The sequence below is a fragment of the Psychrobacter sp. CX14 genome, from assembly GCF_057396205.2.
On sequence record NZ_CM183187.1, the window covers coordinates 3,101,600 to 3,126,820 of the forward strand.

The following is a 25,221-nucleotide window of genomic DNA, read 5'->3' on the forward strand; positions in this document are numbered from 1 at the left end:
TGGCAAGACTGCTGCACGTTCTGATTTATCGGCCGATGAAGTGGGTTGATTTAAAGACATGACTTTTTACCTATTTAAAAAATATAGACCAGTACACACAATTCATGAGCTGCAAGCTTTTAGCTCTCAAGCTGTTTTTGAGCAAAATAAATAAAGGCCTGCATATAACTGGTCATATCACCGGCATCAAAGCTATCACCTAACATGGTCGTCACATCTACGCCTTGAGTACTGATTAAGGCATCGATAGCATCGGTCAATTGAATCTCACCACCTACTGACGGTTCAGTCTTCGCTAAATAATTGAAAATCTCAGGGGCGAACACATAGCGACCAACCACAGCCAGATTTGAAGGCGCCTGTTCTAGACTTGGCTTTTCTACAAATCCATCAACCGCAAAGCTGGCATTACTATTGTCGGTATTGGCTATACGCTCAAGCTGCTCTGCTTGTTTTAACTTAGCAATACCATATTTATGCACATCGTCATCGGCAACGGCGCTGACCAAGATTTGTGAGTGTTGGGACTTCTCAAACGCTGTCATCATAAACGCTAGGTTATCTGTGCTCATATTGGTCGTAAATGGATTAAGCACCACATCCGGCAGCAGTACGGCAAAAGGATTATCACCCACGATAGGACGTGCCTTTAATACCGCGTGACCTAAACCTAAGGGCTTGCCTTGCCGAATCACTGACACCGACACGTCATCAGGCAGCCAGTTTAAGCTATCGGCAAGCTCATCTTTACTCTTGGCGCGTAACTGATTATCGAGCTCAGCATTAACATCAAAATAGTTTTCAATAGCACTTTTTTGTGCATGACCCACCAGTACAATGTTTTTGATGCCGGCGGCTATCGCCTCTTCAACCACATAATGAATCGCCGGACGATTGCCCAAAGGTAACAGCTCTTTAGGCACTGACTTTGATAGTGGCAACATACGGGTACCAAATCCAGCAACAGGAATAACGGCATGGGTAACAGGTGAGTTCATAAGCATCCAGTTCAGTATGAGTAAAATTAGAATGATTTATCGGTTATGAAGCTATTGTAGCAAACTTAACCGCTATCTCTATAAGCATTGATATAAATATCCGTATCATAATCAATTAAGATGACTGACAAATTAATATAAACAAAAAAAAGAGCACCCCGAAGGATGCTCTTTTATTATTTTAGCTAAGAACCTGTATTCACAAGCTATAATTGGCTCTTTTTGCCTAAAACAAGCCACTACTTTGTTAAAATTCGGCTCGAATAGAATGACTATTCAACCCAATTTTGCCTCGTATTGTCTCATTTTATTCTAAAAATACCATAACTGTAGCTTATGAATACAGGTTCTAAATGCTATTCGTATAAAAAACAATAGCATTTAGGCTAACAGGGTCTGCAAATTACCAACCGGTAACTTCTTTAACTGTTTCACCAATCTTAGATGGGTCGCGGGTGTAGGCGATTCCCGCATCTTCGAATGCTTTGAATTTCTCTTCAGCAGTACCTTTACCGCCAGAGATAATCGCACCAGCATGGCCCATACGCTTACCTTTAGGGGCAGTAACACCAGCGATGTAACCGATAACTGGCTTGGTTACGTGCTCTTTGATGTAAGCTGCCGCTTCTTCTTCAGCAGTACCACCGATTTCACCGATTAGTACAATCGCTTCAGTTTGAGGATCTTCTTGGAACATCTTTAAGCAATCGATTTGGTTCATACCTGGGATTGGGTCACCGCCGATACCGATACATGTAGACTGACCGAAGCCTAGTTTAGTAGTTTGAGCTACCGCTTCATAAGTCAATGTACCAGAGCGTGAGATGATACCCACTTTACCTGGCTGATGGATGTGGCCTGGCATGATACCGATTTTGCACTCACCTGGAGTGATAACGCCTGGGCAGTTAGGACCAACCATTTTCACATCACCCGCTTCTTCGATGTAACGCTTCGCTTTTAGCATATCTAAAGTAGGTACGCCTTCAGTGATCACAACAATTAGCTTAACACCAGCGTCTACTGCTTCGATGATTGAATCTAGAACGAATGGCGCTGGGACGTAGATAACTGACGCATCAGCGTTCGTTGCTTCCATTGCCTCGCTCATAGTATTGAATACTGGTAGGCCTAAGTGAGTTTGACCACCTTTACCTGGGGTCACACCACCAACAACTTTAGTACCGTACTCAATCGCTTGTTCTGAATGGAAAGTACCGTTTTTACCAGTAAAACCTTGCACCAATACTTTGGTGTCTTTGTCGATTAATACACTCATTATTTACTCCGAATTATGGTTATATAACTTAAAAGGTTATTTATAAATTTGAATTTTTTGTGTTGGGCTTGCTATTAAGCAACAGCATCAACAATTTTTTGTGCAGCATTAGATAGACCTTGTGCTGAAATAACTTCAACATCCGACTCGTCTAATAACTTAGCACCTAATTCAGCATTGTTACCTTCTAAGCGAACCACGACAGGTACAGTGACATTTACTTCTTTAACAGCAGCAATAATTGCTTCAGCAATCATGTCACAACGTACGATACCACCGAAAATATTGATTAGAACGCCCTTTACACTCTCATCTTCTAAAATGATTTTGAATGCTTCAACAACGCGATCTTTAGTTGCTCCGCCGCCAACGTCTAGGAAGTTAGCTGGCTTACCGCCATACAGCTTGATGATGTCCATTGTTGCCATTGCAAGACCAGCACCGTTAACCATACAACCGATGTTACCTTCAAGCGCAACATAGTTTAGGTCAAACTCGGCCGCTTTAAGCTCACGCTCATTTTCCTGTGAAGGGTCATGTAGCTCAGCAATTTTTGGCTGACGGAATAGCGCGTTTGAATCAACACCGATTTTGCCGTCAACACAAGCCAATTCACCATTTTCACGAACGGCTAGTGGGTTGATTTCAATCATATCGAAATCATTTTCGACGAATGCTTTGTATGCGCCCGTCATTAGTTTAACGAACTGGTTGATTTGCTTGCCTTCAAGACCCAGTTTGAAACCAACTTCACGTGCTTGGAAAGGCATTAGACCCACTAATGGATCCACTGTGATGCTAAAGATTTTCTCTGGCGTTTCTTCTGCAACTTTCTCAATTTCAACACCACCTTCGGTAGATGCCATGAAAGTCACACGACGAGTTGCACGGTCAACAACCGCACCTAGGTATAGCTCAGTTTGTACTGGGTACATATCTTCTGCAATCAATACGAAGTTTACTGGTTGACCTTCAGCATCAGTTTGATAAGTGACTAAGTTGGTACCGATTAGCGCATCAGCGATTTCTTTCGCTTCTTCGCGAGTCTTAGCAAGCTTAACACCGCCCGCTTTACCACGGCCACCAGCGTGTACCTGTGCTTTGATAACGGCAACGTCAGTTGGTGTCTTGTCAAATGCTTCAGCAGCTTCATCACCGCTATACGCGATAATACCTTTCTGGATAGGTAAGCCGTAGCTTTCTAATAACAGTTTGGCTTGATACTCATGTAAATTCATAAAGTTATCCTTTAATTTTTTAATTTTAAGTTTTAAGACTGGCTCTAACCCAAAAATGCAGGACATTTTATTTTAAATTAGAGCCAGCCGCTTTATTCGCAACAGACTTAGATAAATAATATTGTGTTAATAATATGATGTTTAAGTCTATTTACAATGATTCACTATTCGCACAATAATGTCTTATTTGCGTTTTTTGCGTTGAATAGCGTGAATAGCACGGCCATCTGCTGATAGCGCTGCTTCGTGTACCGCCTCACTGATGGTTGGGTGAGCAAAGGTCATTAACTGTAGGTCTTCAATGCTTGAAACAAATTCCATAGCAATCATACCTTGGTGAACGATATCACCGGCACCCGCACAAATCGCATGCATACCTAATAAACGATCGGTCTTAGCATCAGCCACCACTTTGATTGAACCTTGGCCTTCGCTTTGAGCCAATGCACGGCCGTTAGCTGCTAGGTTGAATGAACCCGTTTTAACCTCATAGCCCTGTTCTTCAGCGGCTTGCTCAGTTAAACCAACCCATGCAATCTCTGGATGCGTGTAAATAACATTGATGATAGTGTCATAGTTAACTTGTGCTTTTTCGCCATGAATACGCTCAACGGCCATCATGCCCTCTTCCATTGCTTTGTGGGCAAGCATTGGACCACGCACCAAGTCGCCAATAGCGTAAACGCCCTCTAGATTGGTTTTACACTGATCGTCAACTTCAACCAGACCACGGTCAGTCAACGTAATACCTGAGTCTTCACCCAGTAATTTTTCAGAGTAAGCACGGCGACCGACACAAACGATTAATTTGTCGAAGGTTTCCTCAGATGACTCACCACCTTTTTCGCTGGTCACCACTACTTGGCCGTCTTTTACTTCAGCATTGGTTACCTTGGTATCAACGCGGATGTCTAGACCCTGCTTCTTAAGTAGTTTACCTGCTTCTTTAGCGATGTCTTTGTCAGCAGCAGCTAGGAATTCTGGAAGCGCTTCATAAACTACCACTTCGGCACCTAAACGACGCCATACTGAACCAAGCTCAAGACCGATAACACCAGCACCAATTACCCCTAAACGCTTAGGCGTTTCAGTAAAATCTAGAGCACCAGTAGAGTCAACAATAATGCCTTCTTCGTTGTTAACTGGCGCAACTGGGATATCAATTGGCACAGAACCTGCTGCTAAAATAACGTTTTTAGCAGTGATAGTCGTTTCTGATTCATCTTCTAGCGCAGTAAATTTAACTTTTTTATCGCTACCTTTACCGTCAACTAAAGTACCCCAGCCTTGTAACCAGTCTACTTTGTTGCCTTTTAATAAAGCAGCAACACCACCGGTTAACTGTTTAACGATGGCTTCTTTACGCTCAATCATTTTAGGAACATCGATTTCAACATCACCAGTCGTGATACCGTGCTCTTCAAGCTCATGCTTGGTGGCTTCATAACGATGTGAAGAATCTAACAATGCTTTTGATGGGATACAACCAACGTTTAAGCAAGTACCACCTAAAGCAGGCTCACCTTTATAAACGCGCTTTTCGATACAAGCAACGCTCATACCTAACTGACCGGCACGAATTGCCGCCTCATAACCACCTGGACCACCGCCAATAACAACTAAATCATAACTGTCTTTCATAATATATTCCGTCTTTTAATCAGAGAATTTTAAAAGCTCTTTTATTTATAATTTGAATCATGAAATGATCTGCTTAAGCTTTTATTATCAGGTTAATGAATAAGGCAGCTTCGATTACTCTCTAAGTCTGCCTTATGATTAACAACAATCGTTTTTAATGAGCTCAATAATCAATCCATAACGAAAAAGCTTGTACCAGATTTGCTCCGATACAAGCCCGTTGACCTTATAGGTCTAATAACATTTTAGCTGGATCTTCGATAAGCTCTTTGATAGTTACTAAGAACTGTACCGCATCTTTACCGTCAATCATACGGTGGTCGTATGATAATGCTAGGTACATCATTGGTAGGATTTCTACTTGACCATTAACTGCCATTGGGCGGTCGTTGATCGCATGCATACCTAAGATAGCCGTTTGTGGTGGGTTCAAGATTGGAGTTGACATTAATGAACCGAATACGCCACCGTTAGTGATAGTGAATGTACCGCCAGTCATATCATCTAGAGACAATTTACCATCACGTGCCTTACCAGCAAATTCGCGGATACCTGATTCGATATCAGCCATGCTCATGCGGTCAGTGTCACGTAGTACAGGTACTACTAGACCACGGTCAGAAGATACTGCAACACCAACATCATAGTAACCATGATAAACAATGTCATCACCGTCGATTGATGCGTTAACTGCTGGGAAGCGTTTTAAAGCTTCAGTTGCCGCTTTAACAAACATAGACATAAAGCCTAGGCGCGTGTCATGGCGTTTTTCGAACTCTTCCTTATACTTAGCACGAAGATCCATTAATGGCTTCATGTTAACTTCGTTGAACGTGGTTAACATTGCTGTTTCTTGAGTCGCGGCTAATAGACGGTTCGCAACAGTCTTACGTAGACGAGTCATTGGAACACGTTTCTCAGTACGCTCGCCGACAGATTCTGCAACAGGGCGACCGCTGTCAGACTTGATAGAGCTGTCTGCTTTCAGTTTAGGATTCGCCATATCTTGCTTAGTTACGCGACCACCGCGGCCTGAACCTTCAACATTCTTAGGATCTACACCAGATTCTTTTGCAGCTTTACGAACTGCTGGGCTTTGATCTTTATGATCATCTGCAGAATCTTTAGATGCTTGCTTAGGCTCGCCACCGTCTGATGCTTCTTTTTCTGCAGCAGCATCGCTAGACTCTTCTTTATCATCTGAGCTGTCATCGCTTAAAGTAGATCCTGTTGCGCCTGCTTCAAATTCAGCAATAAGCTCATCAGATAATACAGTGTCATCTACCTGCTTAACGATTTTAGTCAGTACACCGTCATCTGGTGCCACAACCTCTAATACCACTTTATCTGTTTCAATTTCAGCTAGGATATCGTCACGATTAACTTGATCGCCTTCGCTGTAATGCCATTCTACGATAGTACCGTCAGCAACTGATTCTGGAAATACGGGGGCTTTGATCTCTGCCATGGGAATTGCTCCTGTTATATTAATATTAAGATCTTAATGATTAGCACATTGTTTTTTATGATTTAGAAAGTAACGCGTGCTTTGCAAAACTAATGCGGTTAAACCTGCCCTTAAATAATCTTTTCTCGAAAATTTTCAAGCCAATTAACGACAAAATAACCTGTTATTTAAAATAAACTTTTTTAAACGTTTAGATAAGCGTGAGGACCTAGGCAGCACTCTGCCTAGGTCCCTTTTTAATTATTTAAGTTGATCAACGTCAACACCCAGACCACCCGCGACTAATTCTTTTTGCTGACGGACATGGATAGAGGTTAGACCAGTTGCTGGCGCAGCAGATGCTGGACGCGCTACTGGCTCAACAATACGTGCTTTAGTCACACGTGGCTGATCGCCTTTTGGTCCGAAGATACGGAACATATGCGGTGCTAAGTAGTACCAAGCGCCTTGGTTCAATGGCTCTTCTTGACACCACACGATTTCTTCAAGGTTGCTGTATTTTTGCACTTCCGCCACCATTCTTTCTTCTGGTAATGGATATAGCTGCTCGATACGAACAATCGCTACATGGTCTAAACCAAGCTCACGGCGCTGCTCTAGTAAGTCATAATAAACCTTACCACCACACATTACTAAGCGAGTTACTTTATCGTTATCGCGCTCATCAATCTCTGGCAATACAGTCTCAAACTTACCATTAGCAAGCTCTTCTAATTGAGAGGTCGCAAGCTTATGACGTAACAAGCTCTTAGGCGACATAACAATTAATGGCTTACGGATTGGGCGAACAGCCTGACGACGTAGCGCATGGAAAATCTGTGCGGGCGTTGTTGGTGTAATCACTTGCATGTTATCTTCAGCACATAATTGTAAGAAGCGCTCTAGACGGGCTGATGAATGCTCAGGACCCTGACCTTCGAAGCCATGTGGTAGTAGCATAGTTAAGCCGCAAACACGTTGCCATTTGGTTTCGCCACTAGAGATAAACTGGTCGATAACAACCTGTGCACCGTTTACGAAGTCACCGAACTGTGCTTCCCAAATAATCAATGCATTAGGCACTGTGGTCGCATAGCCGTATTCGAAGGCCAACACCGCTTCTTCTGATAATAGCGAGTTATAAATCGCAAAGCGGGCTTGGTCTTCAGTAACATGGGCTAATGGCACATACATATCGCCATTTTCAATGTTATAAATCTCTGCATGACGATGAGAGAAAGTACCACGGCCCACGTCTTCACCAGTAATACGAACTAGGAAGTCTTCATCAACTAGTGAGGCATAAGCTAATGTTTCTGCGGCACCCCAGTTAAGTGGCTCTTCACCCGTTTGCATCGCTAAACGCTGTTCGATTACTTTCTTAACTTGGCGCTGTAGCTTGAAGCCTTCTGGCATCTCAGCCATACGGCGCCCATATTCTTTTAGCTTCTCAATATCAACACTGGTATCCCAGTCATCTTCTAAGTCATGACCAAGATATGGTGTCCAGTCGACGTATAATTCTTCGTTTGGCTCACTAACTAGAGCGCTGGCAACGTACTCGCCTTTGTCTAATGACTCACGGTATTCATCTTCTAATGCTTTGTCTTCGCCATCAGAGATCACACCGTCTTCGATTAGTTTTTGCGCATATAACGTACGAGTCGTTGGTAGCTTCTTAATAACTGAGTACATTAATGGCTGTGTCGCTGATGGCTCATCTGCTTCGTTATGACCATTGCGGCGATAGCAGAATAAGTCAATCACGATGTCTTTATGGAACTCATGACGATAATCTAACGCCATTTGAGCCGCAAATACCACTGCTTCAGGATCATCACCATTCACATGTAGAATTGGTGCGTGAACCATCTTCGCAATATCAGTACAGTATTCAGTAGAACGTGCGTCTTCTTGACGGCTGGTTGTGAAGCCCACTTGGTTATTGATAACTAAGTGAACCGTACCACCTGTGGTATAGGCGCGAGTCTGTGACATTTGGAAAGTTTCTTGAACCACACCCTGTGCAGCAATCGCAGCGTCACCATGGACAACTAATGGCAATACTAGATTACCGTCTGTGTCGTTACGACGTACTTGACGCGCACGAACAGAGCCTTCTAATACAGGAGAGACGATTTCAAGATGCGATGGGTTGAACGCTAAAGCTAAATGCGCTTCGCCACCTGGGGTCATGATGTTTGAAGAGTAACCATTATGGTATTTAACGTCGCCTGAACCTTTTTGAGGAACGACTTTACCATCGAACTCATCAAACAAATCAGCTGGGTTTTTACCCAAGATATTTACCAATAAGTTTAGACGACCACGGTGAGCCATACCGATAACCATCTCTTTTGTACCATACCCACCAGCACGTTGAATGATTTCGTGAACAGCAGGGATGAAGCTTTCACCACCTTCTAGACCAAAACGCTTAACACCAGTGTATTTACGTGCTAAGTATTTCTCTAGACCTTCAGCAGCCGTTAAACGCTCAAGAATTGATTTGCGTTTTTCAGCATCAAATTTGATATGGCCTAAATTGGTTTCTACGTACTCTTCAAACCAACGCTTTTCAGTACTGGTTGTCACGTGCATGTACTCAAGACCAATGTGACGGCAGTAAACACGCTCAGCAATTTCAATAATTTCACGAAGTGTCGCTTCAGGCTTACCAATATTAAAATCACTGGTCGGGAACACGGTGTCTAAATCCGCTTCTGATAGCCCGTGGAATTCAAGCGTTAGATCTTCTACTTCAGCACGTGGATGTAGCTGTAAAGGATCAAGCTGTGCACGGCGGTGACCACGACGACGATAAGCCGAGATAAGCTTCTGCACACCCATCTGTCTTGGGTCAACACAGTTGGCGACATTGTTACCTTGTGCACCAGTGTTACTAGCAGCCCCTACAGCAGGTAGCTTATTCGCAGTTTGGTTGCGAGCAAGTAGTAAGAACTGATCTTGAATGACATGATGCAGTGCATCGTTACCTGTCTCAAATTCTTTGAAATAGGCTTGCCAGTCAGCATCTACACTGTCTGGATCCTGTAGATACTGCTCATATAGAGACTCAATATAGCTTGCATTGTCTCCAGCAAGCTCTGTGGCCGCGGCTTTTTGGACATCTTGATTCATAGTATTCATAGTCTTTTCTTATTTACATTAAGGTTTAATTAAAATAAAACGCGATTAAGTCACACTGGCTATGGATGATTCAACATTATGGGATGCTTAGTGCAAATTTATAGTGGCTTATACAAGCGACTCTAAAAATGATAAGCCATTATTCTTCTATTTATACCACCAGAATGCATATTTGAGAGTAAACGGCACTATTGACCATTAAAAACCCTCTATTTTACTCTCTCTTTTCGCTATCCGTAACCTAGATTAGTGTTTATTTTACTCACAGTTATAGCGAGTGTTGTATGTTTAGGGTACAAAGTACAACTTTAAGACTATCGGCGGCTTTTATTTTAATAGTCTTGCCAAATAACACCGCTTTTAGCCTTTATTTTGACTTAAAACGATGCCAGTCTTATGACAACGATAAAAGCCGGCACCTCTTACCTACTTTGATGCAGATACCGTGCCAGTTTTATGCGTACTTAACTTACCTGAACATTTATTTATTATTTATAGGTTTAGACTACGATAGTTTAGGCTACAGTTGCTCACTGAATATAAGGGTAACATGGAACCTAAATCTTCATCGTTTGTTTGTTCAATAGTAGATATTTAGAAACTAAATGTTCATCATTCGCACTAACGCAATTTTAACAAAAAAAGACCCCTATCAACAAATAGAGGTCTGTCGTAATCACGTAAAGTATCGCTAATATATGCTATCTATTCTGTAACAGTTAAAACTTAATAATAAAGAGCACGCTTAACCCGCTTGCTCAAGTAGTAAGTTACGTAGATGGCCGATAGCACGCGTTGGGTTTAGGCCTTTCGGACAAACCGATACACAGTTCATGATACCACGGCAGCGGAATAAGCTGAACGGATCATCAAGACGTGCTAAACGAGCTTGGGTATCGCTATCTCGGCTATCGGCAACAAAGCGGTAAGCATTCAATAGCGCAGATGGGCCCAAGAATTTATCAGGGTTCCACCAGAATGATGGGCAGCTGGTTGAACAGCATGCACATAGAATACATTCATAAAGACCATTTAGCTTTTCACGGTCTTCAGGAGATTGTAGACGCTCTGTTGGCGGTGCAGGCTGTTCGTTGATTAAGAAAGGATGAACTTTCTCATACTGCTCATAGAACTGGTTCATATCCACAACTAGGTCACGTACAACTGGCAAACCTGGTAATGGACGAATGGTAATTTTTTCAGGAAGCGTGTTCATGTTAAGCAAACATGCCAATCCGTTTTTACCATTGATGTTCATACCATCAGAACCACAAATACCTTCACGGCATGAACGGCGGAAAGTAATGCTTTCATCTTGTTTTTTCAAACGTAGTAAAACGTCAAGCAACATACGATCTGAGTCTAAAAGCTCAACCGTATATGTTTGCATGTAAGGGGCTGCGTCCTTATCAGGGTCGTAGCGGTATAACTCAATGGTGCGAGTACCTCGGCTCATAGTGCTAACTCCACACGGTGTAGAGCTGTTTTTTCAAACGCATTAAAATCTGACATCTGATAAAACAGCTTTACTAATTTAAAAATTAAATTCAAAAATTAACGTCAAATAGCTTATTTAAGCGTTTCTATAAGTAGGTTAGAAAAACGATTATCGCCTCTAACCTACCGGTAAATTAGTAAACGCGTACTTTAGGCTCAACGTAATCAACAGTCAGTGGTACTTTGCGAACAGGCTTATAGATAACCTTATTGCCTTCAGAATACCAAAGCGTATGCTTCATCCACTCGTTATCGTTACGACCGTTTGGTGCAACTGGATCATCTTCTGGACGATCATAATCAAGTACGGTATGCGCACCGCGGCATTCGTGACGTTTTGATGCTGAAATCATTGTTGCTTTAGCGACCTCATAAAGGTTAGCCACTTCTAATGCTTCAATACGCGCAGTGTTAAATACTTGTGACTTATCAGCAAGATGAATATTCTCCACTTTCTCGCCTAGCGCCAATAGTTTCTCAACACCTTCGTCCATTAATTCTTGAGTACGGAATACACTGGCGTGCTTCTGCATCAATGCACGAATCTCATCAGCGACGTCTTGTGCGTTGTGACCTTGAGTTGATTGCTGCAATTTGTTTAAGCGGCCAACAGTATAGTCAAGAACGCGTGGATCGATTGGCTTGTAGTTGTGGTCTGCATGATGGTAATCATCAGTGATGTGCTTACCAGCAGCACGGCCGAATACAACCAAGTCAAGCAGTGAGTTAGTACCTAAACGGTTCGCACCGTGAACACTCACACAAGCACATTCACCGATAGCGTATAAGCCTTTAACTACTTTACCTTCAGTGTATAAGCCTTCTTCGTTTGGACCACTGTCCAAATCAGGAACAATAACCTGACCATGAATAGTGGTTGGAATACCGCCCATCATATAGTGAATGGTTGGGATAACTGGAATTGGCTCTTTAGTGATATCAACGTTAGCAAAGTTTTTACCAATCTCAAACACTGATGGTAAACGCTTCATAATGGTCTCAACCCCTAAGTGAGTCATATCCATTACGATATGGTCAGCATTAGGGCCACAACCACGGCCTTCTTTAATTTCTTGGTCCATTGAACGTGATACTAGGTCACGAGGTGCCAAGTCTTTAACAGTTGGTGCATAACGCTCCATGAATGCTTCGCCATCTTTATTACGTAAGATAGCGCCTTCACCACGGCAACCTTCGGTTAATAGTACGCCGGCACCGAATACACCCGTTGGGTGGAACTGCCAGAACTCCATATCTTGTAATGGAATACCTGCGCGTACTGCCATACCAAGGCCGTCACCGGTGTTGATATAAGCGTTAGTAGATGCCGAGAAGATACGACCAGCACCACCAGTAGCAAGAACAGTATGGTTTGCTTGGAATACCGCAACAGTACCTGTTTCTTGTTCGATAGCGACAACGCCGTTGATGTTGCCTTCTTCATCTTTAATCAAGTCAAGCGCAATCCACTCGATGAAAAACTCAGTGCCTTTCTCAAGGTTCTTTTGATATAGCGTATGCAGTAGCGCATGACCAGTACGGTCAGCTGCAGCACAAGCACGTTGTACAGCCTTTTCACCATAGTTTGAGGTATGACCACCAAACGGACGTTGATAGATAGTACCATCTGGGTTACGGTCAAATGGCATACCCATATGCTCAAGCTCATACACTACTTTTGGTGCTTCGCGGCACATATATTCAATAGCGTCTTGGTCGCCTAACCAGTCAGAACCTTTTACAGTATCGTAAAAATGGAAATGCCAGTTATCATCACTCATGTTACCAAGGCTTGCACCAATACCACCCTGCGCCGCAACAGTGTGCGAACGGGTTGGAAATACTTTGGTGATAACGGCGACTTTCATGCCACCTTCGGCCAATTGTAGCGCCGCACGCATACCTGAGCCGCCACCGCCAACGATAACAGAGTCGTAATTTAGGGTTTTAATATTGCTAATTGTATTGTCTTGTCTAGTTGCCATTACGTTTTCCTAATGAATACGTTAGTCGTCATATTAGCTGGCGATGGGCGCTATATTAAGTCAGTTATTACTAAAATACTGCCACTAAAATCTCTTAAATAACTACTGAATGTACAAATCACATAGCGTATTTTAGCCGATTAATATAGCCTCACATTACCAGACAGGCTCACTTTTATTTAGAGTTGGTTTAAGTATTAATGTCAACTTAAGCGGCACGCCTTGTCTTAGCAGATTCCTAAGCTTAAAGCAGCCACTTAGATTAAATAATACCGCGACCCCAAAAAATCATGACACCCCAAAATAGATACACTAAAATTGCGATAATCATAGCGGCTTGCAACACAATGCGTAAGCCAGTTGATTTAATGTAGTCGGTAAATACAGTCCACATACCTACCCAAGCATGAGCCGCTAGTGCAATAATTGCGACTAAACTTAATAGACGCATCGGCATGCTCATGATGAATCTTACCCACTCTTCATAGTGCACATCACCATGAGTTAGGAAGAAGCCTACCATCACTACAGCATATACGGCCAATACAACGGCACTGATACGCTGCATAATCCAATCGCGCGAGCCTGAACCTGTTAGGCCAGTCGCACTTTTAATTCCAGAATCATTTCTCATTAGAACATCACCCATATAAATGATAGCACTATCAATATAGCGGCAATAACAAAACTCACAACTGATGCTGTTTTGCCTGACTTAAGCTCTTCGTTAAAGCCCATATCCGCAAATAAATGCTTAATACCCATAACGAAGTGGTAAGCCGTCGCAGCAACAAAGATCCATACGATAAAACGTAGGACAATATTGTCAAACACAGCAGCAAAGTGGTGAGGAGAATATAAAGAAGTTTGTAGAAGCCACAGCATGACGGGAATCAGTAAGAACAGAATAATCCCTGAAATACGATGCAAAATCGAAGCTCTTGCCGTAGGTGAGCTGTTAACGCTTATCACTTGGCTAAGTGGCAGATTAATCGGTCGGTTGCTTTTCACAGCGGGCGTCCTTTTACGGTTGACACTCATGTTATCGCTTACACATCACAGCGACCTAACCCATTACTTAAATTACGAGTAATTTCTTAAGTAGCTACGAATAAAGCACACACGAGACGGATAAGTTAAGGAGTAGCTAACTGGCTAAATAAAGACTTAGCCGTACTGTAAAGCTTACAGCACTCTAAAATTATTTTTTAATTTTAAAAAAAGCTTAGAGTATAAGAATTCGATGCTAGAGCTGACACTGTTATACGAAACGGCAAGCACTACCTATTATCTACAGACAACGTACTACTTAATAGTTACTGCTTGATTGGATATGCACTGCTAAAATAAGGAGCTATGATAGGCTGCATACGGTCAAACAAACAAAATAGGCGATGCATATCTGACAGTTTCGAAAAGCGTTGGCGACTATTAAAGAATTAACCAAATGAGATAACTAGGAGACTCTCCTATAAATTTATAATTAATATCAAACAACAACTAATAATAATTATAAATCAACGTCCTATAACGTATTAACTCTCAGTTAAATTACAAGCCAGCATCTGGAACGCAGTAATTATAGAGTTTGTTTCTATCAATTACAAATAAAATACTAAAACAACAACCCTCTTGCTAGCCTTAAGGCTACTCTTAATAGGGTTATTGTCTATTTTTTATTACAGATTCACCACGATACTTTTGCTATCTCGTGTTAGTTTAATGTTACTTAACCTCTGCTTAGTCTGGCTTTAAGTGTAATAATTACCGGAAATCCCCGCCCCTTTTTTCACCAAAAAACACTTTATTTTTATAAAATACAAAGCTTGGCTTCATTTTGGCATTTCAAAATTGATCTCATCTTCATTTACAAAGCATTAAACTACCGCTTGGTTAAAAACAATTAAAATAGGCAACAAACATTGACTAGGGGGTAGTGCTTACGTTATAAATGTTTTTTTCAATTGATTGTATTAACTGGTAATATATCAGTCGTCTCGTTTTATGCCTTACCAGAATTCGGCCAAAGCCTTTGTGACACAGTCTCCATATTGTTTTTTGAATGAGTATCGTGTGCCACAAATGGAATCGAAAAAAGCATAATGGCCATGCCGCTATGACTTAAACGGACTTTAGCAGGCTTTATAATCAGTGAATACAAATAACGAGCGTATTGTTTTTTGATTTTTTAACACGTTTTAAGTGTCATACCCGGTAACTTCAGCATAGAATAATCGCAGTGTTGGTACAGTCGAGTTAGATTGTCTGACCATGCCCATTTTATAGAAGTTATCATTCCAAATTTACTATTTATTCCAATAATCAAGAGGATTTTATGGCTAACGATACTGCATATTTAAAGGTAGATGGCGAAGAGCACGAACTACCCATTCTTAGAGGCACACTAGGCCATCCAGTAATTGATGTTGCTGCATTCCAAAGTGCAGGCTATTGGACATATGATCCAGGTTTTAAAGTAACCGCGCCTGTTGAGTCTCAAATCACTTTCATTAATGGTGAGAAAGGCGAGTTATTACACCGTGGTTATCCAATCGACCAACTTGCTGACAATGCAGAATACCTAGAAGTTTGCTATGCACTATTAAACGGCGAGCTACCCACTGCTGAGCAAAAAGAAGCGTTCTACAGCAAAATCCAAGACAACAAAGAAGTTGACGCGCAAATCCGCAACATCTTTGACGGCTTCGGTAAAGATGCTCACCCAATGGCAATGTTGATCAGCTTAATGGGCGCATTAGCCGCTGTTTATCACGACGGTCTAGACATCGCTGATGAAGAGACTCAAGAAGCTACTGCTGTTCGTCTAATCGCTAAGATTCCAGCACTTGCTGCTATGTGCTACCGTCATACTAAAGGCGAAAGCTTTGTTGAGCCACGTGATGACTTCAACTATGCTGAAAACTTCTTATACATGATGTTTGGTGATGCGTCTGACGCAAACTACAAAGTAGATCCAATCCTTGCAAAAGCAATGGACAAAATCTTCACCCTACATGCTGACCATGAGCAAAACGCTTCAACGTCTACTGTACGTTTAACTGCGTCTACTGGTGCTAACCCTTATGCGTGTATCGCTGCAGGTATCGTTGCACTATGGGGCCCATCACACGGCGGCGCTAACGAAGCGGTTCTAAAAATGCTTGATGAAATCGGCACTGTCGATAACGTTGAAGAGTTTATGGAAAAAGTGAAACGCAAAGAAGTGAAGCTAATGGGCTTTGGTCACCGCGTTTACAAAAACTTCGACCCACGCGCTAAAGTAATGAAAGAGACCTGTGATGAAGTATTGGGCGCTCTAGGTATCACTGATCCTAAGCTTGAGCTTGCTATGAAGCTTGAGAAAATCGCTCTAGAAGACGAGTACTTTGTTAAACGTAACCTATATCCAAACGTTGACTTCTACTCAGGTATCATCCTTAAAGCGATTGGTATCCCAACCTCTATGTTTACGGTAATCTTTGCTCTAGGCCGTACGTCAGGTTGGATTAGCCACTTAATCGAAATGCACCGCGCACCGTTCAAGATTGGTCGTCCACGTCAGTTATATACTGGTGAGACTAAGCGTGATTTTGTTAAGATTGAAGACCGCAAATAATCAATACTGATAGCTGCTGATAATTAGTCGCCATTCGTATTAATTAGCTATCTTTTTGGATAATAAAAAGCCCTCGAGAATCTCGAGGGCTTTTTGTTGATATTAATATTGTTTCAATTAAGACAAGCATTTATAGTCTTAGCCAAACTAAAGAGCTACAGCGTTAACCTCATTAAGCCTACTAGAGTAGTACTTGCACTCGGTTGCCTTGTATCTCATTTAGTTGCCTATGACTATAGATAAATCTATTCAAACTCTTTTAGACGCTCTTCATACTTAGCAATCTGCTCATCATAACTTTCAATTTTGCCGGTAAACTCTCTAACCAAGTTATCAAACTCTTCTGACTGCTTCTGCTGTAGACTCTCAAGCTCCTTGCTTTGCTGTAGTTGAATTTGCTGCCACGTTTGATATTGACGTAATAAGCGTGCTAATGCAGGGCTCTTAATCACCAAACGCTGAGCAAGCTCCGAGTTCGCAAATAAATCTGGCGTTAGCGTCGCAATATTAAGCAAGGTATCCATCGCTTCAGCAGGCAGCGGCACCTCTTCAGGCAAATACAGTGATTGCAGCGCCACGTTATAACGGCGACTGATTTCATTGGCAGTCAACATTTGCGGCGCTACCAAAGCTGTATTGTTAATCAAAGGCAGCTTCTCTAATGCCAATGCTTCAATATTATCGATATCAGTATCATCACCAGTATCGTCCGCCGCTTTTGTTGCCTGACGGTTATCTGCGGTATTCGACTGAGTAGTGATTTGATTATCGGTCTGCGCTTGTTCGGTCGATGCTGTTGCTTGAGTTTCTGATTCAAGCTTAGCATTGGGGTTTTGGATGTCCGTGTTTGCTGCGCCATTATTGGTCGTCGCATTGGTCTGATTACCGGCCACAGGACTACCCGCTTCTGTATCGGCATCATTATTACTTATAGCAGTATCCAATAACGACCCATCGGGTTTATCCGCCGCTTGCAGTGCTTCGTATTCTGCTAACTGGCTTTCCTGTACATTCAGCATCTTTGCCACAAACTCTGCTTCAAATTCTTCCACAGTAGCCTTTGCAGCATCGCTCATCGGCACCGCATTTTCTGGATTAGTAGATTGAGCCGTCTCGGAAACGGTTGTTTCTTCTGACTCGGCTTCCGTATTAGGCTGACAACCGGCCAATACCACACTACTTAGTAGAATGGCAGACAGCGCCTTGCTAAGCGACTGCCGTTTAGCAAGGTGAACTTCCTTATTCATATCAAACTCTCTATGTATCATATCCTACCTTATTATTGTCTTTATCTATTCTAACACCTGCTTAAATATCTGGTTAAAAGCCTGCTTAAATGTTTGGCTGTTATATCAGGGCGACTAAGCTTTGGTCAAATCATTATTATTTAAAAATGGGATACACGCCTGCCATTGTTGGCACTCTTGACCCTGCTCTCGTCTGACAAAATAATCTTGTACCATGCGCGCTTGCTGCTCGATACCATACTTAAAGAACGATTTACCCTCTTCAAACGCATAATCATAACGGCGATTAATTAATGCGCCTCTGACGACTTTTAAGCCGTGCTGCAATTGCCATACATGGGTTAGCTCATGAATCAGCCAGCTTTTTTTGCCTAAAGATACCTTAGAGAAATCCTCCACCCAATCTTGCTCGTTAAAATAAATATTGCCATTGGGACTGACTGCATAATTTTTAAGCACCCACCAAGCTGTTTTTAATTGCACCTGACTCACATCAAAATCATTACCGAACACAGAATGCGCCATAGCAATCTCTGCCTCGTTTAAAAACCGAGTCCTTTGTTTGGTCGGTTTACTGACCAAAGACGATGGCCAGAGTTTATTCATCCACTTATTCACTCGCCCTCGCTTTAATGCCATGATAATGTCTCGACATAAAATAATTTGAAATAAATACCGCTCTCATAATGCGTGCACTACTGCCGTACTACAAGGCGGCAGATACCTTACTCACTCGACTCTTACAAATCTCATAAACGCTTACACTCGGTTAACTTGCAAATGACTCTATTTTCGGTTGTAATCGAGAGCTATAGTTTGCAAACAACCAAACCGCTAGCGTTTTAGACTTGCCTGATATGCAGGCCGTATAACGTTTACTCGTCTGCCATGTCGCTCTTTTAGAGTTTGACTATAAGCAATATGGCCTTAATCTTCTACCATAAATAATTTATTTAATCGTATAACAAGGTATTGACCACTTATTATGTCCAATCGCTATAACACGTCTGCTCAATCTGATATTCCTTTAGCACAGCGCCTGCGCCCTAAATCGCTTGATGAAGTCATTGGGCAATCTCATCTATTGGCAGAGCATGCACCGATTCGCCGCTTTGTTGAGAATGGTCATCTGCCCTCTTTGATACTACATGGTGAGGCGGGTATTGGCAAAACCACGATTGCGATGCTGCTTGCCGATGCGGTAGGCCGTCCGTTTTATCCGTTATCGGCGATTAATACGGGAGTGAAACAATTACGTGAAGTACTCGATGCGGGTAATAAATCTGGACAGACAGGTCTTGATTTTGCCGCACCTGTGGTCTTTATTGATGAGATTCATCGCTTTAACAAAGCACAGCAGGATGCGTTACTTGGCGCGGTAGAATCCGGTGATATTACCCTAATTGGTGCCACCACCGAAAATCCGTCATTTAGTGTCAATAATGCCCTGTTATCACGTTGTCAGGTTTATAGGCTTGAACCTTTGGATAAAACACAGATTGAGTCCCTATTAAACCGCGCCATCACAACCGATGTCATTTTATCGACGCTTGATATTAAGCTTGATGCTGCAGAGCAAATTGCTGCGCTTGCCCAAGGTGACGCACGTAAATCTTTAAACCTGTTAGAGATGGCCGTACAAGCCGCTGATCAGAACCAATCGCCAATTGTGATTGATAATAACCTACTTGCCAGTGTGGCACAGACGACTCTACAGCGCTACGATAAAGATGGCGATCAGCACTACGATATTATCTCGGCAATGATTAAATCAGTACGTGGCTCAGACCCTGATGCAGCCTTGTACTGGATGGCACGTATGCTCGTATCTGGTGAGCCGCCAGAGTTTATCGCTCGCCGCTTGGTGATTTTAGCCAGTGAAGATATTGGTAATGCCAACCCAAATGCCCTGTTATTAGCAGATGCCGCACTGCGTTCGGTAAAAATGATTGGCATGCCAGAAGCACGGATTATCTTGGGTCAAGTGGTGGTGTATTTAGCCACCTCTGCCAAGAGCAATAGCACTTATATGGCCATTAATAAAGCCATGACATTGGCACAAAAAGACCAGTCGCCTGTTCCTTTGCATCTGCGTAACGGCGTCACTGGTCTGATGAAAGCACAAGGTTACGGTCAAGATTATGTCTACCCTCATGATTATCCAAATCATTATTATCCGCAGCAATATTTGCCTGACAATCTAATCGGTACTCAGTTTTATGAATATGCAGATAATCAACGCGAGCAGCACAGCTTACAATTTATGCAGTGGCTACAATCGCAGCCCAATACAAAATCATCTTAGTGCTATTAGATCGTCTTAGTAGCATTAAATCATCTTAGTAGGGTTAATAAGAAGCTCAATCACACTGAATACGGTTAATCATTTCAATACCGTTGATTCATGGCAGTTAATGGCACTAAACCTCAGTTAGGGGTACAATGGTCGCCTATAAAATCCTTGACTAAACAACATTATTAAACAATAAAAGAGATCCATTGCTATGGCACTAGATAATATTAAAGACATCATTGAAGACATTCGTGAAGGCAAAATGGTCATCTTGATGGATGATGAAGACCGTGAAAACGAAGGCGATTTGATTATAGCAGCCACTCACATCAATCCTGAAGCCATTAACTTCATGATTACCCATGCACGCGGTTTGGTTTGTTTGACCTTGACCGAAGAGCGCTGCCGTCGTCTTGAATTACCGCTAATGAGTGACCGTAACCAAGCCAAATTTAGCACCAACTTCACAGTATCGATTGAAGCTGCTGAAGGCGTAACCACGGGTATTTCTGCTGCGGATCGCGCACGTACTGTTCAAGCTGCTGTATCGTCATCAGCAAAAGCAGAAGACATCGTACAACCCGGTCATATTTTCCCAATTATGGCGCAAAATGGCGGCGTTCTGCACCGTGCCGGCCATACTGAAGCAGGCTGCGACTTAGCCCGACTAGCCGGCCTTGAGCCAGCAGCGGTTATCGTTGAAATTATCAATCCAGATGGCACCATGGCCCGCCGTGATGACTTAGAAAAATTTGCCGCAGAGCATGACCTTAAAATTGGTACCATTGCTGACTTGATTAACTACCGTATTGCCAATGAGCAAACCGTAAAAGAGGTGAATAAACGCCCCTTTGAAACTGACTTTGGCACCTTCACCTTATATCAGTTCCAAGAATATGGTGCGTCAGAGACGCATTTAGCCTTAGTCAAAGGCGATCCAAGCGAAGGCGTGAGTACCGTACGTGTGCATGGCTTCCATCCTTTACGTGATTTATTCGCAGCTAAGCGTGATGAAACCGGCCGTAGTGGTTGGAGCGTGCAAAGCTCACTAAAAGAGATCAGTCAGTCTGAACGTGGTGTGTTGGTGTGGATTGGTAACAATGAGCCTGTAGATCTTGGGGAGGTATTAGAACGGGCGACCAATAATCAGTCGCTATCGACGTTATCTAATCAGCCTTACCGCAGTATTGGTGTTGGCGCACAAATTTTACGTCACCTAGGCGTGCGTGATATGCGTTTATTATCAACCCCGCTGAAATTCAACGCCCTATCTGGCTTTGATTTAAATGTGGTTGAATGTATTGACTCGCCAGACTTTAACGCTTAATGACAACAGCTATGCTTAAAGTATTGGGTAAAAAAGTCGTCAGTGGCAATCTATTAAATAGCTCCCTAGTAAAAAAACCCCTATTAAATAACGCCCTACTAAATAGCTCCCTATTAAATAGATTGCCACTAAACAGTCGCTTGTTGCAGCCGTATCATCTACGTTTGCAACATGTGGTTGCGGATGATGGCTTCTTGATTCCAGTCAATGTGATTGGCGAAGGCGAACCTGTTTTGCTGTTACATGCCTTTGGGATGGACGCGCGGCAATTTCTGCCTTTTATTTTACCGCTAACAAAGCAGTTTCAATTTTATCTACCCCATTTGCGTGGTTGGGGACTTGCGGCTGATAGCCCTTCAACGCAGTTTGATTTTATTGAGCAATATGCCGATGATGTTGACGTGTTGCTTGAGCATATTTGTCATACTCATCAGGCTGAATCGATAGATGTGGCAGCGATTTCTATGGGTGCCTTAGTGATGTGGGCCTATTTTAATCGTCATCCGCACTCACCTGCTGCATCTGTTGATTTAATTAGCGCTCGTCAATCTACTATCAACAGTGACCGCCCAAACAACAGTACCCGCCCAAATCGAGTGCGTCGTTATCTAAATATTGACCAATCTCCGATTGTGCATAATCAGCCTGATTGGCAGGGTGGTGTTTTTGGCGATAAACAAGCGGAGGTCTTTGAACAGTTTAGTGACGTACTTGAGGCCACGCTACCTTATACCAATAAGTTAGACACTCAAAAAACAGCCATCACTGAGTTTAGCCATCTGCCTTATCCGGTTAAACAGCAAATCGTCAAAATGGAGACTGCTTTCTCCCTAATGTCAGTAGATCGCCCCTCATCGCGCTGGTTGGTGAATGCCATGGCCTATCAAGCGCCGCATAAACTGGCACTTTATGAGCACAAGACATGGCGACAGAAGCTGCATGGTCTAGAGGCTTACCTGACTCTACCTTATGATTATCGAGAAGCACTGACAACCTCGACACCCACTACGCTATTAATTGGCGGTCGGTCAAAGTTATATGACCCTGCTTGGCAATATAAAGTCGCAGACTCCCTACCTAATAGTACTGTTATTAAGATTGCACATTCCGGCCACGCTATACCTATGGATGCGCCGGTGCAATTCACTCATGCTCTTAAACAATTTTTGACCCAATAATCCAATTAGGGACACGCCCTACTTTATATTCCTTTTTGAACCCTTGACCGCCAATGACCCAAAAAGGGGATACTATGACTGACACCTTATTTGACACCCATACCTATACTTATCCGCTGCTACATGATGACATCAGAGGTAAGATTGGTAACCTACGTCAGTCCATTGCAAAGCTTGAAGCCAATCTCATCACGCCAGAATCTATATCTGAAAACAATGATGACTCAAAGGTTGATGATTTAGAACTGTCTGTCGATTATCTTAATGAATTAAACCCAAGTCAGCGCTTGGCAGCGACTACTATTCAAGGCAAAGCGCTTGTTATTGCTGGCGCCGGATCTGGTAAAACCAAAACCTTAACTTACCGAACCAGTTACCTGATTGAAAAAGGTGCAGCGCCGAATAGTATTCTATTGCTTACCTTTACCCGTAAAGCTACTAATGAGATTAAAAGTCGGGTCAAAACCTTACTGTCAGATCGCCTACCGGATAACCAAAACCCTAATGATATTACTAGTGGCACCTTTCACTCGTTTTGTAATATGCTGCTGCGTCGCTACTCGGGGCTGTTAGGCATTAACCCAAGATTCACTATTTTAGATACCGGTGACAGTGAGGATGCGATTGACCTTATTTGTAAAGAAAAAGGCTATTCTGCCAAAAACACCAAACAGGCCTTCCCGCGTAAAAAACGCCTGCAAAATATTATCTCTACTTCGCGCAATCGCCGCATCCTTATTCGTGATTTAATTGAAAATGACTATCCTGATTTAATCATTCATATAGATGCAATTGAACAATTGGCTCAAGAGTTTCATCATTATAAACGTGCCAATCACCTTTATGATTTTGATGACATTATCGGTCAAGTGGTCATGCACCTAAAGACTAACAAACAGTTCCGTAAAATCCTGCAAGACACTTACCGTCATGTGATGGTCGATGAGTATCAAGATACCAATATTCCGCAAAAGCAGCTGATTGACTATATCTGCGAGCCTGAAAATGTATCGTTAATGGTGGTCGGTGATGATAATCAGAGTATTTATGCCTTTCGCGGGGCTAATTATGAAAACATCCTGTTATTTGGCGACAGCTACCCAGAAGCTAAGCTGATCAAACTCGAGCAAAATTATCGCAGTACGCCCGCTGTGCTCGATTACGTCAATGCCTTATCGGAGCAAATCACTCTTGGCTATCAAAAGAAGCTCTTCTCAGATATGCCGATACAAGGACTTAAACCGTCCTTTTGTCGACGCAGTAATGAGACACAAGAGGCCAAATATATTGCTGATAAAATCATCGAATTAAAGCCCGAGCACGACTATAATGATTTCGCAGTACTGGGGCGCACCTCCTTTCAGTCTAGCCATATCCAGATAGAGTTTATGGAGCGCGGTATTCCTTTTATCGTAGTTGGCGGTATTAAGTTTATTGAAAAACGCCATATTAAAGACATCTTGGCATTGGTTAAAATATTATATAATCCCAATGACACTATTTCTTGGCACCGTATTTTGACGCTATTTAAAGGGGTTGGTAGTGTTACAGCGACTAGACTGACCCAATCGATTAATCAGCAAGGCAACTCTTTAGAACCACTGCGCGACCCTAAGCTTAATAAAAATAATGAGCAGCTCGCTGAGTTGTATCATGTGCTCACTCAAGCCGAACAGGCTGAATCGATAACCGATATTATCAATAAACTGATTGAATTTTATATGCCGGTATTAAAGGCTATTGAAGATAATTGGCGTGAACGTGCTGAAGATTTTCGCGTACTTAAGAGCTTGGCGCAAGAGCATGCGAGTATTGAACGCTTTTTGGAGAACCTTGCGCTCGATCCGCCTAATGATTCTGTTGCCACCCAGGGCGAAGCTGCGGCGCAAGACAATGACGCAGTGACGATTTCGACGATTCACAGTGCAAAAGGACTTGAGTGGCCAGTGGTATTTATTAATGCCTTGGTAGATGGCTTAATGCCGCATCATCGCTCATTAGACGACTTTGAATCGTTAGAGGAAGAACGTAAACTGTTTTACGTTGCATGTAGTCGAGCCAAAACTCATTTGTATTTAACGGCGCCAAATTATTTTTCGAGCTTCTCAGGATATTTTGACAAAATCTCTCGGTTTATTAGCGAAGTGCCAAAAAATACAGTTGAGGTTGAAGAAGATGCCAAGACAAAAGTTACTGAGCCTGAATGGTGGTAGTGATCTCTTTAAGCACAATTTTCTTAGCTGACTAGGATTTGAGTATAAGATTTAAGTTATATTTAGAATAAGCCCATTGAAAGCAAGTTTATTGCTCCTAGTGCTATGACTA

The 25,221-nt window shown here is 42.5% G+C and carries 17 protein-coding genes; 5 read left to right on the plus strand and 12 right to left on the minus strand.

The genetic code is table 11. The features are described 5' to 3' along the window. Positions 1-119 precede the first annotated feature (119 nt). The 10 genes from AC2SLO_RS12220 to sdhC form a co-directional block, all read right to left on the minus strand. Positions 120-998 (minus strand): UTP--glucose-1-phosphate uridylyltransferase, encoded by an 879-nt coding sequence (locus tag AC2SLO_RS12220; RefSeq protein WP_486541529.1) that lies wholly within the window; start codon positions 996-998, stop codon positions 120-122. 403 nt (positions 999-1,401) lie between these two features. Next, on the minus strand, positions 1,402-2,277 hold the full coding sequence (gene sucD / locus AC2SLO_RS12225) for a succinate--CoA ligase subunit alpha (RefSeq protein WP_486541527.1): 876 nt from the start codon (positions 2,275-2,277) through the stop codon (positions 1,402-1,404). Between the two features lie 74 nt (positions 2,278-2,351). Continuing rightward, positions 2,352-3,515 (minus strand): ADP-forming succinate--CoA ligase subunit beta, encoded by a 1,164-nt coding sequence (gene sucC / locus AC2SLO_RS12230; RefSeq protein WP_486541525.1) that lies wholly within the window; start codon positions 3,513-3,515, stop codon positions 2,352-2,354. Between the two features lie 183 nt (positions 3,516-3,698). Then, entirely contained in the window at positions 3,699-5,156 is a 1,458-nt protein-coding gene (gene lpdA / locus AC2SLO_RS12235; protein ID WP_486541523.1) for a dihydrolipoyl dehydrogenase, read from the minus strand. A gap of 226 nt (positions 5,157-5,382) precedes the next feature. Beyond that, positions 5,383-6,624 carry a 2-oxoglutarate dehydrogenase complex dihydrolipoyllysine-residue succinyltransferase gene (gene odhB / locus AC2SLO_RS12240; RefSeq protein WP_486541521.1) on the minus strand — a complete coding sequence of 414 codons (1,242 nt, stop codon included), beginning with the start codon at positions 6,622-6,624 and terminating at the stop codon, positions 5,383-5,385. Positions 6,625-6,864: 240 nt separating this feature from the next. After that, positions 6,865-9,744: a 2-oxoglutarate dehydrogenase E1 component gene (locus AC2SLO_RS12245; protein ID WP_486541638.1), complete on the minus strand. Its 2,880-nt coding sequence runs from the start codon at positions 9,742-9,744 to the stop codon at positions 6,865-6,867. Positions 9,745-10,498: 754 nt separating this feature from the next. Next, positions 10,499-11,209 carry a succinate dehydrogenase iron-sulfur subunit gene (locus AC2SLO_RS12250; protein WP_486541519.1) on the minus strand — a complete coding sequence of 237 codons (711 nt, stop codon included), beginning with the start codon at positions 11,207-11,209 and terminating at the stop codon, positions 10,499-10,501. Between the two features lie 175 nt (positions 11,210-11,384). Then, entirely contained in the window at positions 11,385-13,235 is a 1,851-nt protein-coding gene (gene sdhA, locus AC2SLO_RS12255; protein WP_486541517.1) for a succinate dehydrogenase flavoprotein subunit, read from the minus strand. Between the two features lie 262 nt (positions 13,236-13,497). Next, complete coding sequence (gene sdhD, locus AC2SLO_RS12260) at positions 13,498-13,869, minus strand: succinate dehydrogenase, hydrophobic membrane anchor protein (protein ID WP_486541515.1); 372 nt, start codon at positions 13,867-13,869, stop codon at positions 13,498-13,500. Further along, positions 13,869-14,276: a succinate dehydrogenase, cytochrome b556 subunit gene (gene sdhC, locus AC2SLO_RS12265; RefSeq protein WP_486541513.1), complete on the minus strand. Its 408-nt coding sequence runs from the start codon at positions 14,274-14,276 to the stop codon at positions 13,869-13,871. The genes sdhD and sdhC overlap by 1 nt, the downstream gene beginning before the upstream one ends. Positions 14,277-15,570: 1,294 nt before the next feature. Between sdhC and AC2SLO_RS12270 the strand changes: the two genes are divergently transcribed. Further along, the gene (locus AC2SLO_RS12270) at positions 15,571-16,851 is read left to right on the plus strand and encodes a citrate synthase (protein WP_486541511.1); all 1,281 of its coding nucleotides are present in this window, start codon (positions 15,571-15,573) and stop codon (positions 16,849-16,851) included. A 245-nt stretch (positions 16,852-17,096) separates the two neighbouring features. Here the strand turns inward: AC2SLO_RS12270 and AC2SLO_RS12275 are convergent, their stop codons facing one another. Both AC2SLO_RS12275 and AC2SLO_RS12280 read right to left on the minus strand, forming a co-directional pair. Continuing rightward, positions 17,097-18,119, minus strand: coding sequence for a hypothetical protein (locus AC2SLO_RS12275; protein ID WP_486541509.1), 1,023 nt, complete (start codon positions 18,117-18,119; stop codon positions 17,097-17,099). 93 nt (positions 18,120-18,212) lie between these two features. Beyond that, entirely contained in the window at positions 18,213-18,704 is a 492-nt protein-coding gene (locus AC2SLO_RS12280; protein WP_486541636.1) for a type IV secretion protein Rhs, read from the minus strand. A 379-nt stretch (positions 18,705-19,083) separates the two neighbouring features. On the opposite strand from AC2SLO_RS12280, the gene AC2SLO_RS12285 reads away from it, so the two are divergent. The 4 genes from AC2SLO_RS12285 (at position 19,084) to AC2SLO_RS12300 (ending at position 25,109) form a co-directional block, all read left to right on the plus strand. Continuing rightward, positions 19,084-20,403: a replication-associated recombination protein A gene (locus tag AC2SLO_RS12285; protein ID WP_486541507.1), complete on the plus strand. Its 1,320-nt coding sequence runs from the start codon at positions 19,084-19,086 to the stop codon at positions 20,401-20,403. 199 nt (positions 20,404-20,602) lie between these two features. Further along, positions 20,603-21,718: a bifunctional 3,4-dihydroxy-2-butanone-4-phosphate synthase/GTP cyclohydrolase II gene (gene ribBA / locus AC2SLO_RS12290; RefSeq protein WP_486541505.1), complete on the plus strand. Its 1,116-nt coding sequence runs from the start codon at positions 20,603-20,605 to the stop codon at positions 21,716-21,718. A gap of 11 nt (positions 21,719-21,729) precedes the next feature. Continuing rightward, positions 21,730-22,896, plus strand: coding sequence for an alpha/beta hydrolase (locus AC2SLO_RS12295; protein ID WP_486541503.1), 1,167 nt, complete (start codon positions 21,730-21,732; stop codon positions 22,894-22,896). A gap of 74 nt (positions 22,897-22,970) precedes the next feature. Next, positions 22,971-25,109, plus strand: coding sequence for an ATP-dependent helicase (locus AC2SLO_RS12300; RefSeq protein WP_486541501.1), 2,139 nt, complete (start codon positions 22,971-22,973; stop codon positions 25,107-25,109). The last annotated feature ends 112 nt before the right edge of the window (positions 25,110-25,221 follow it).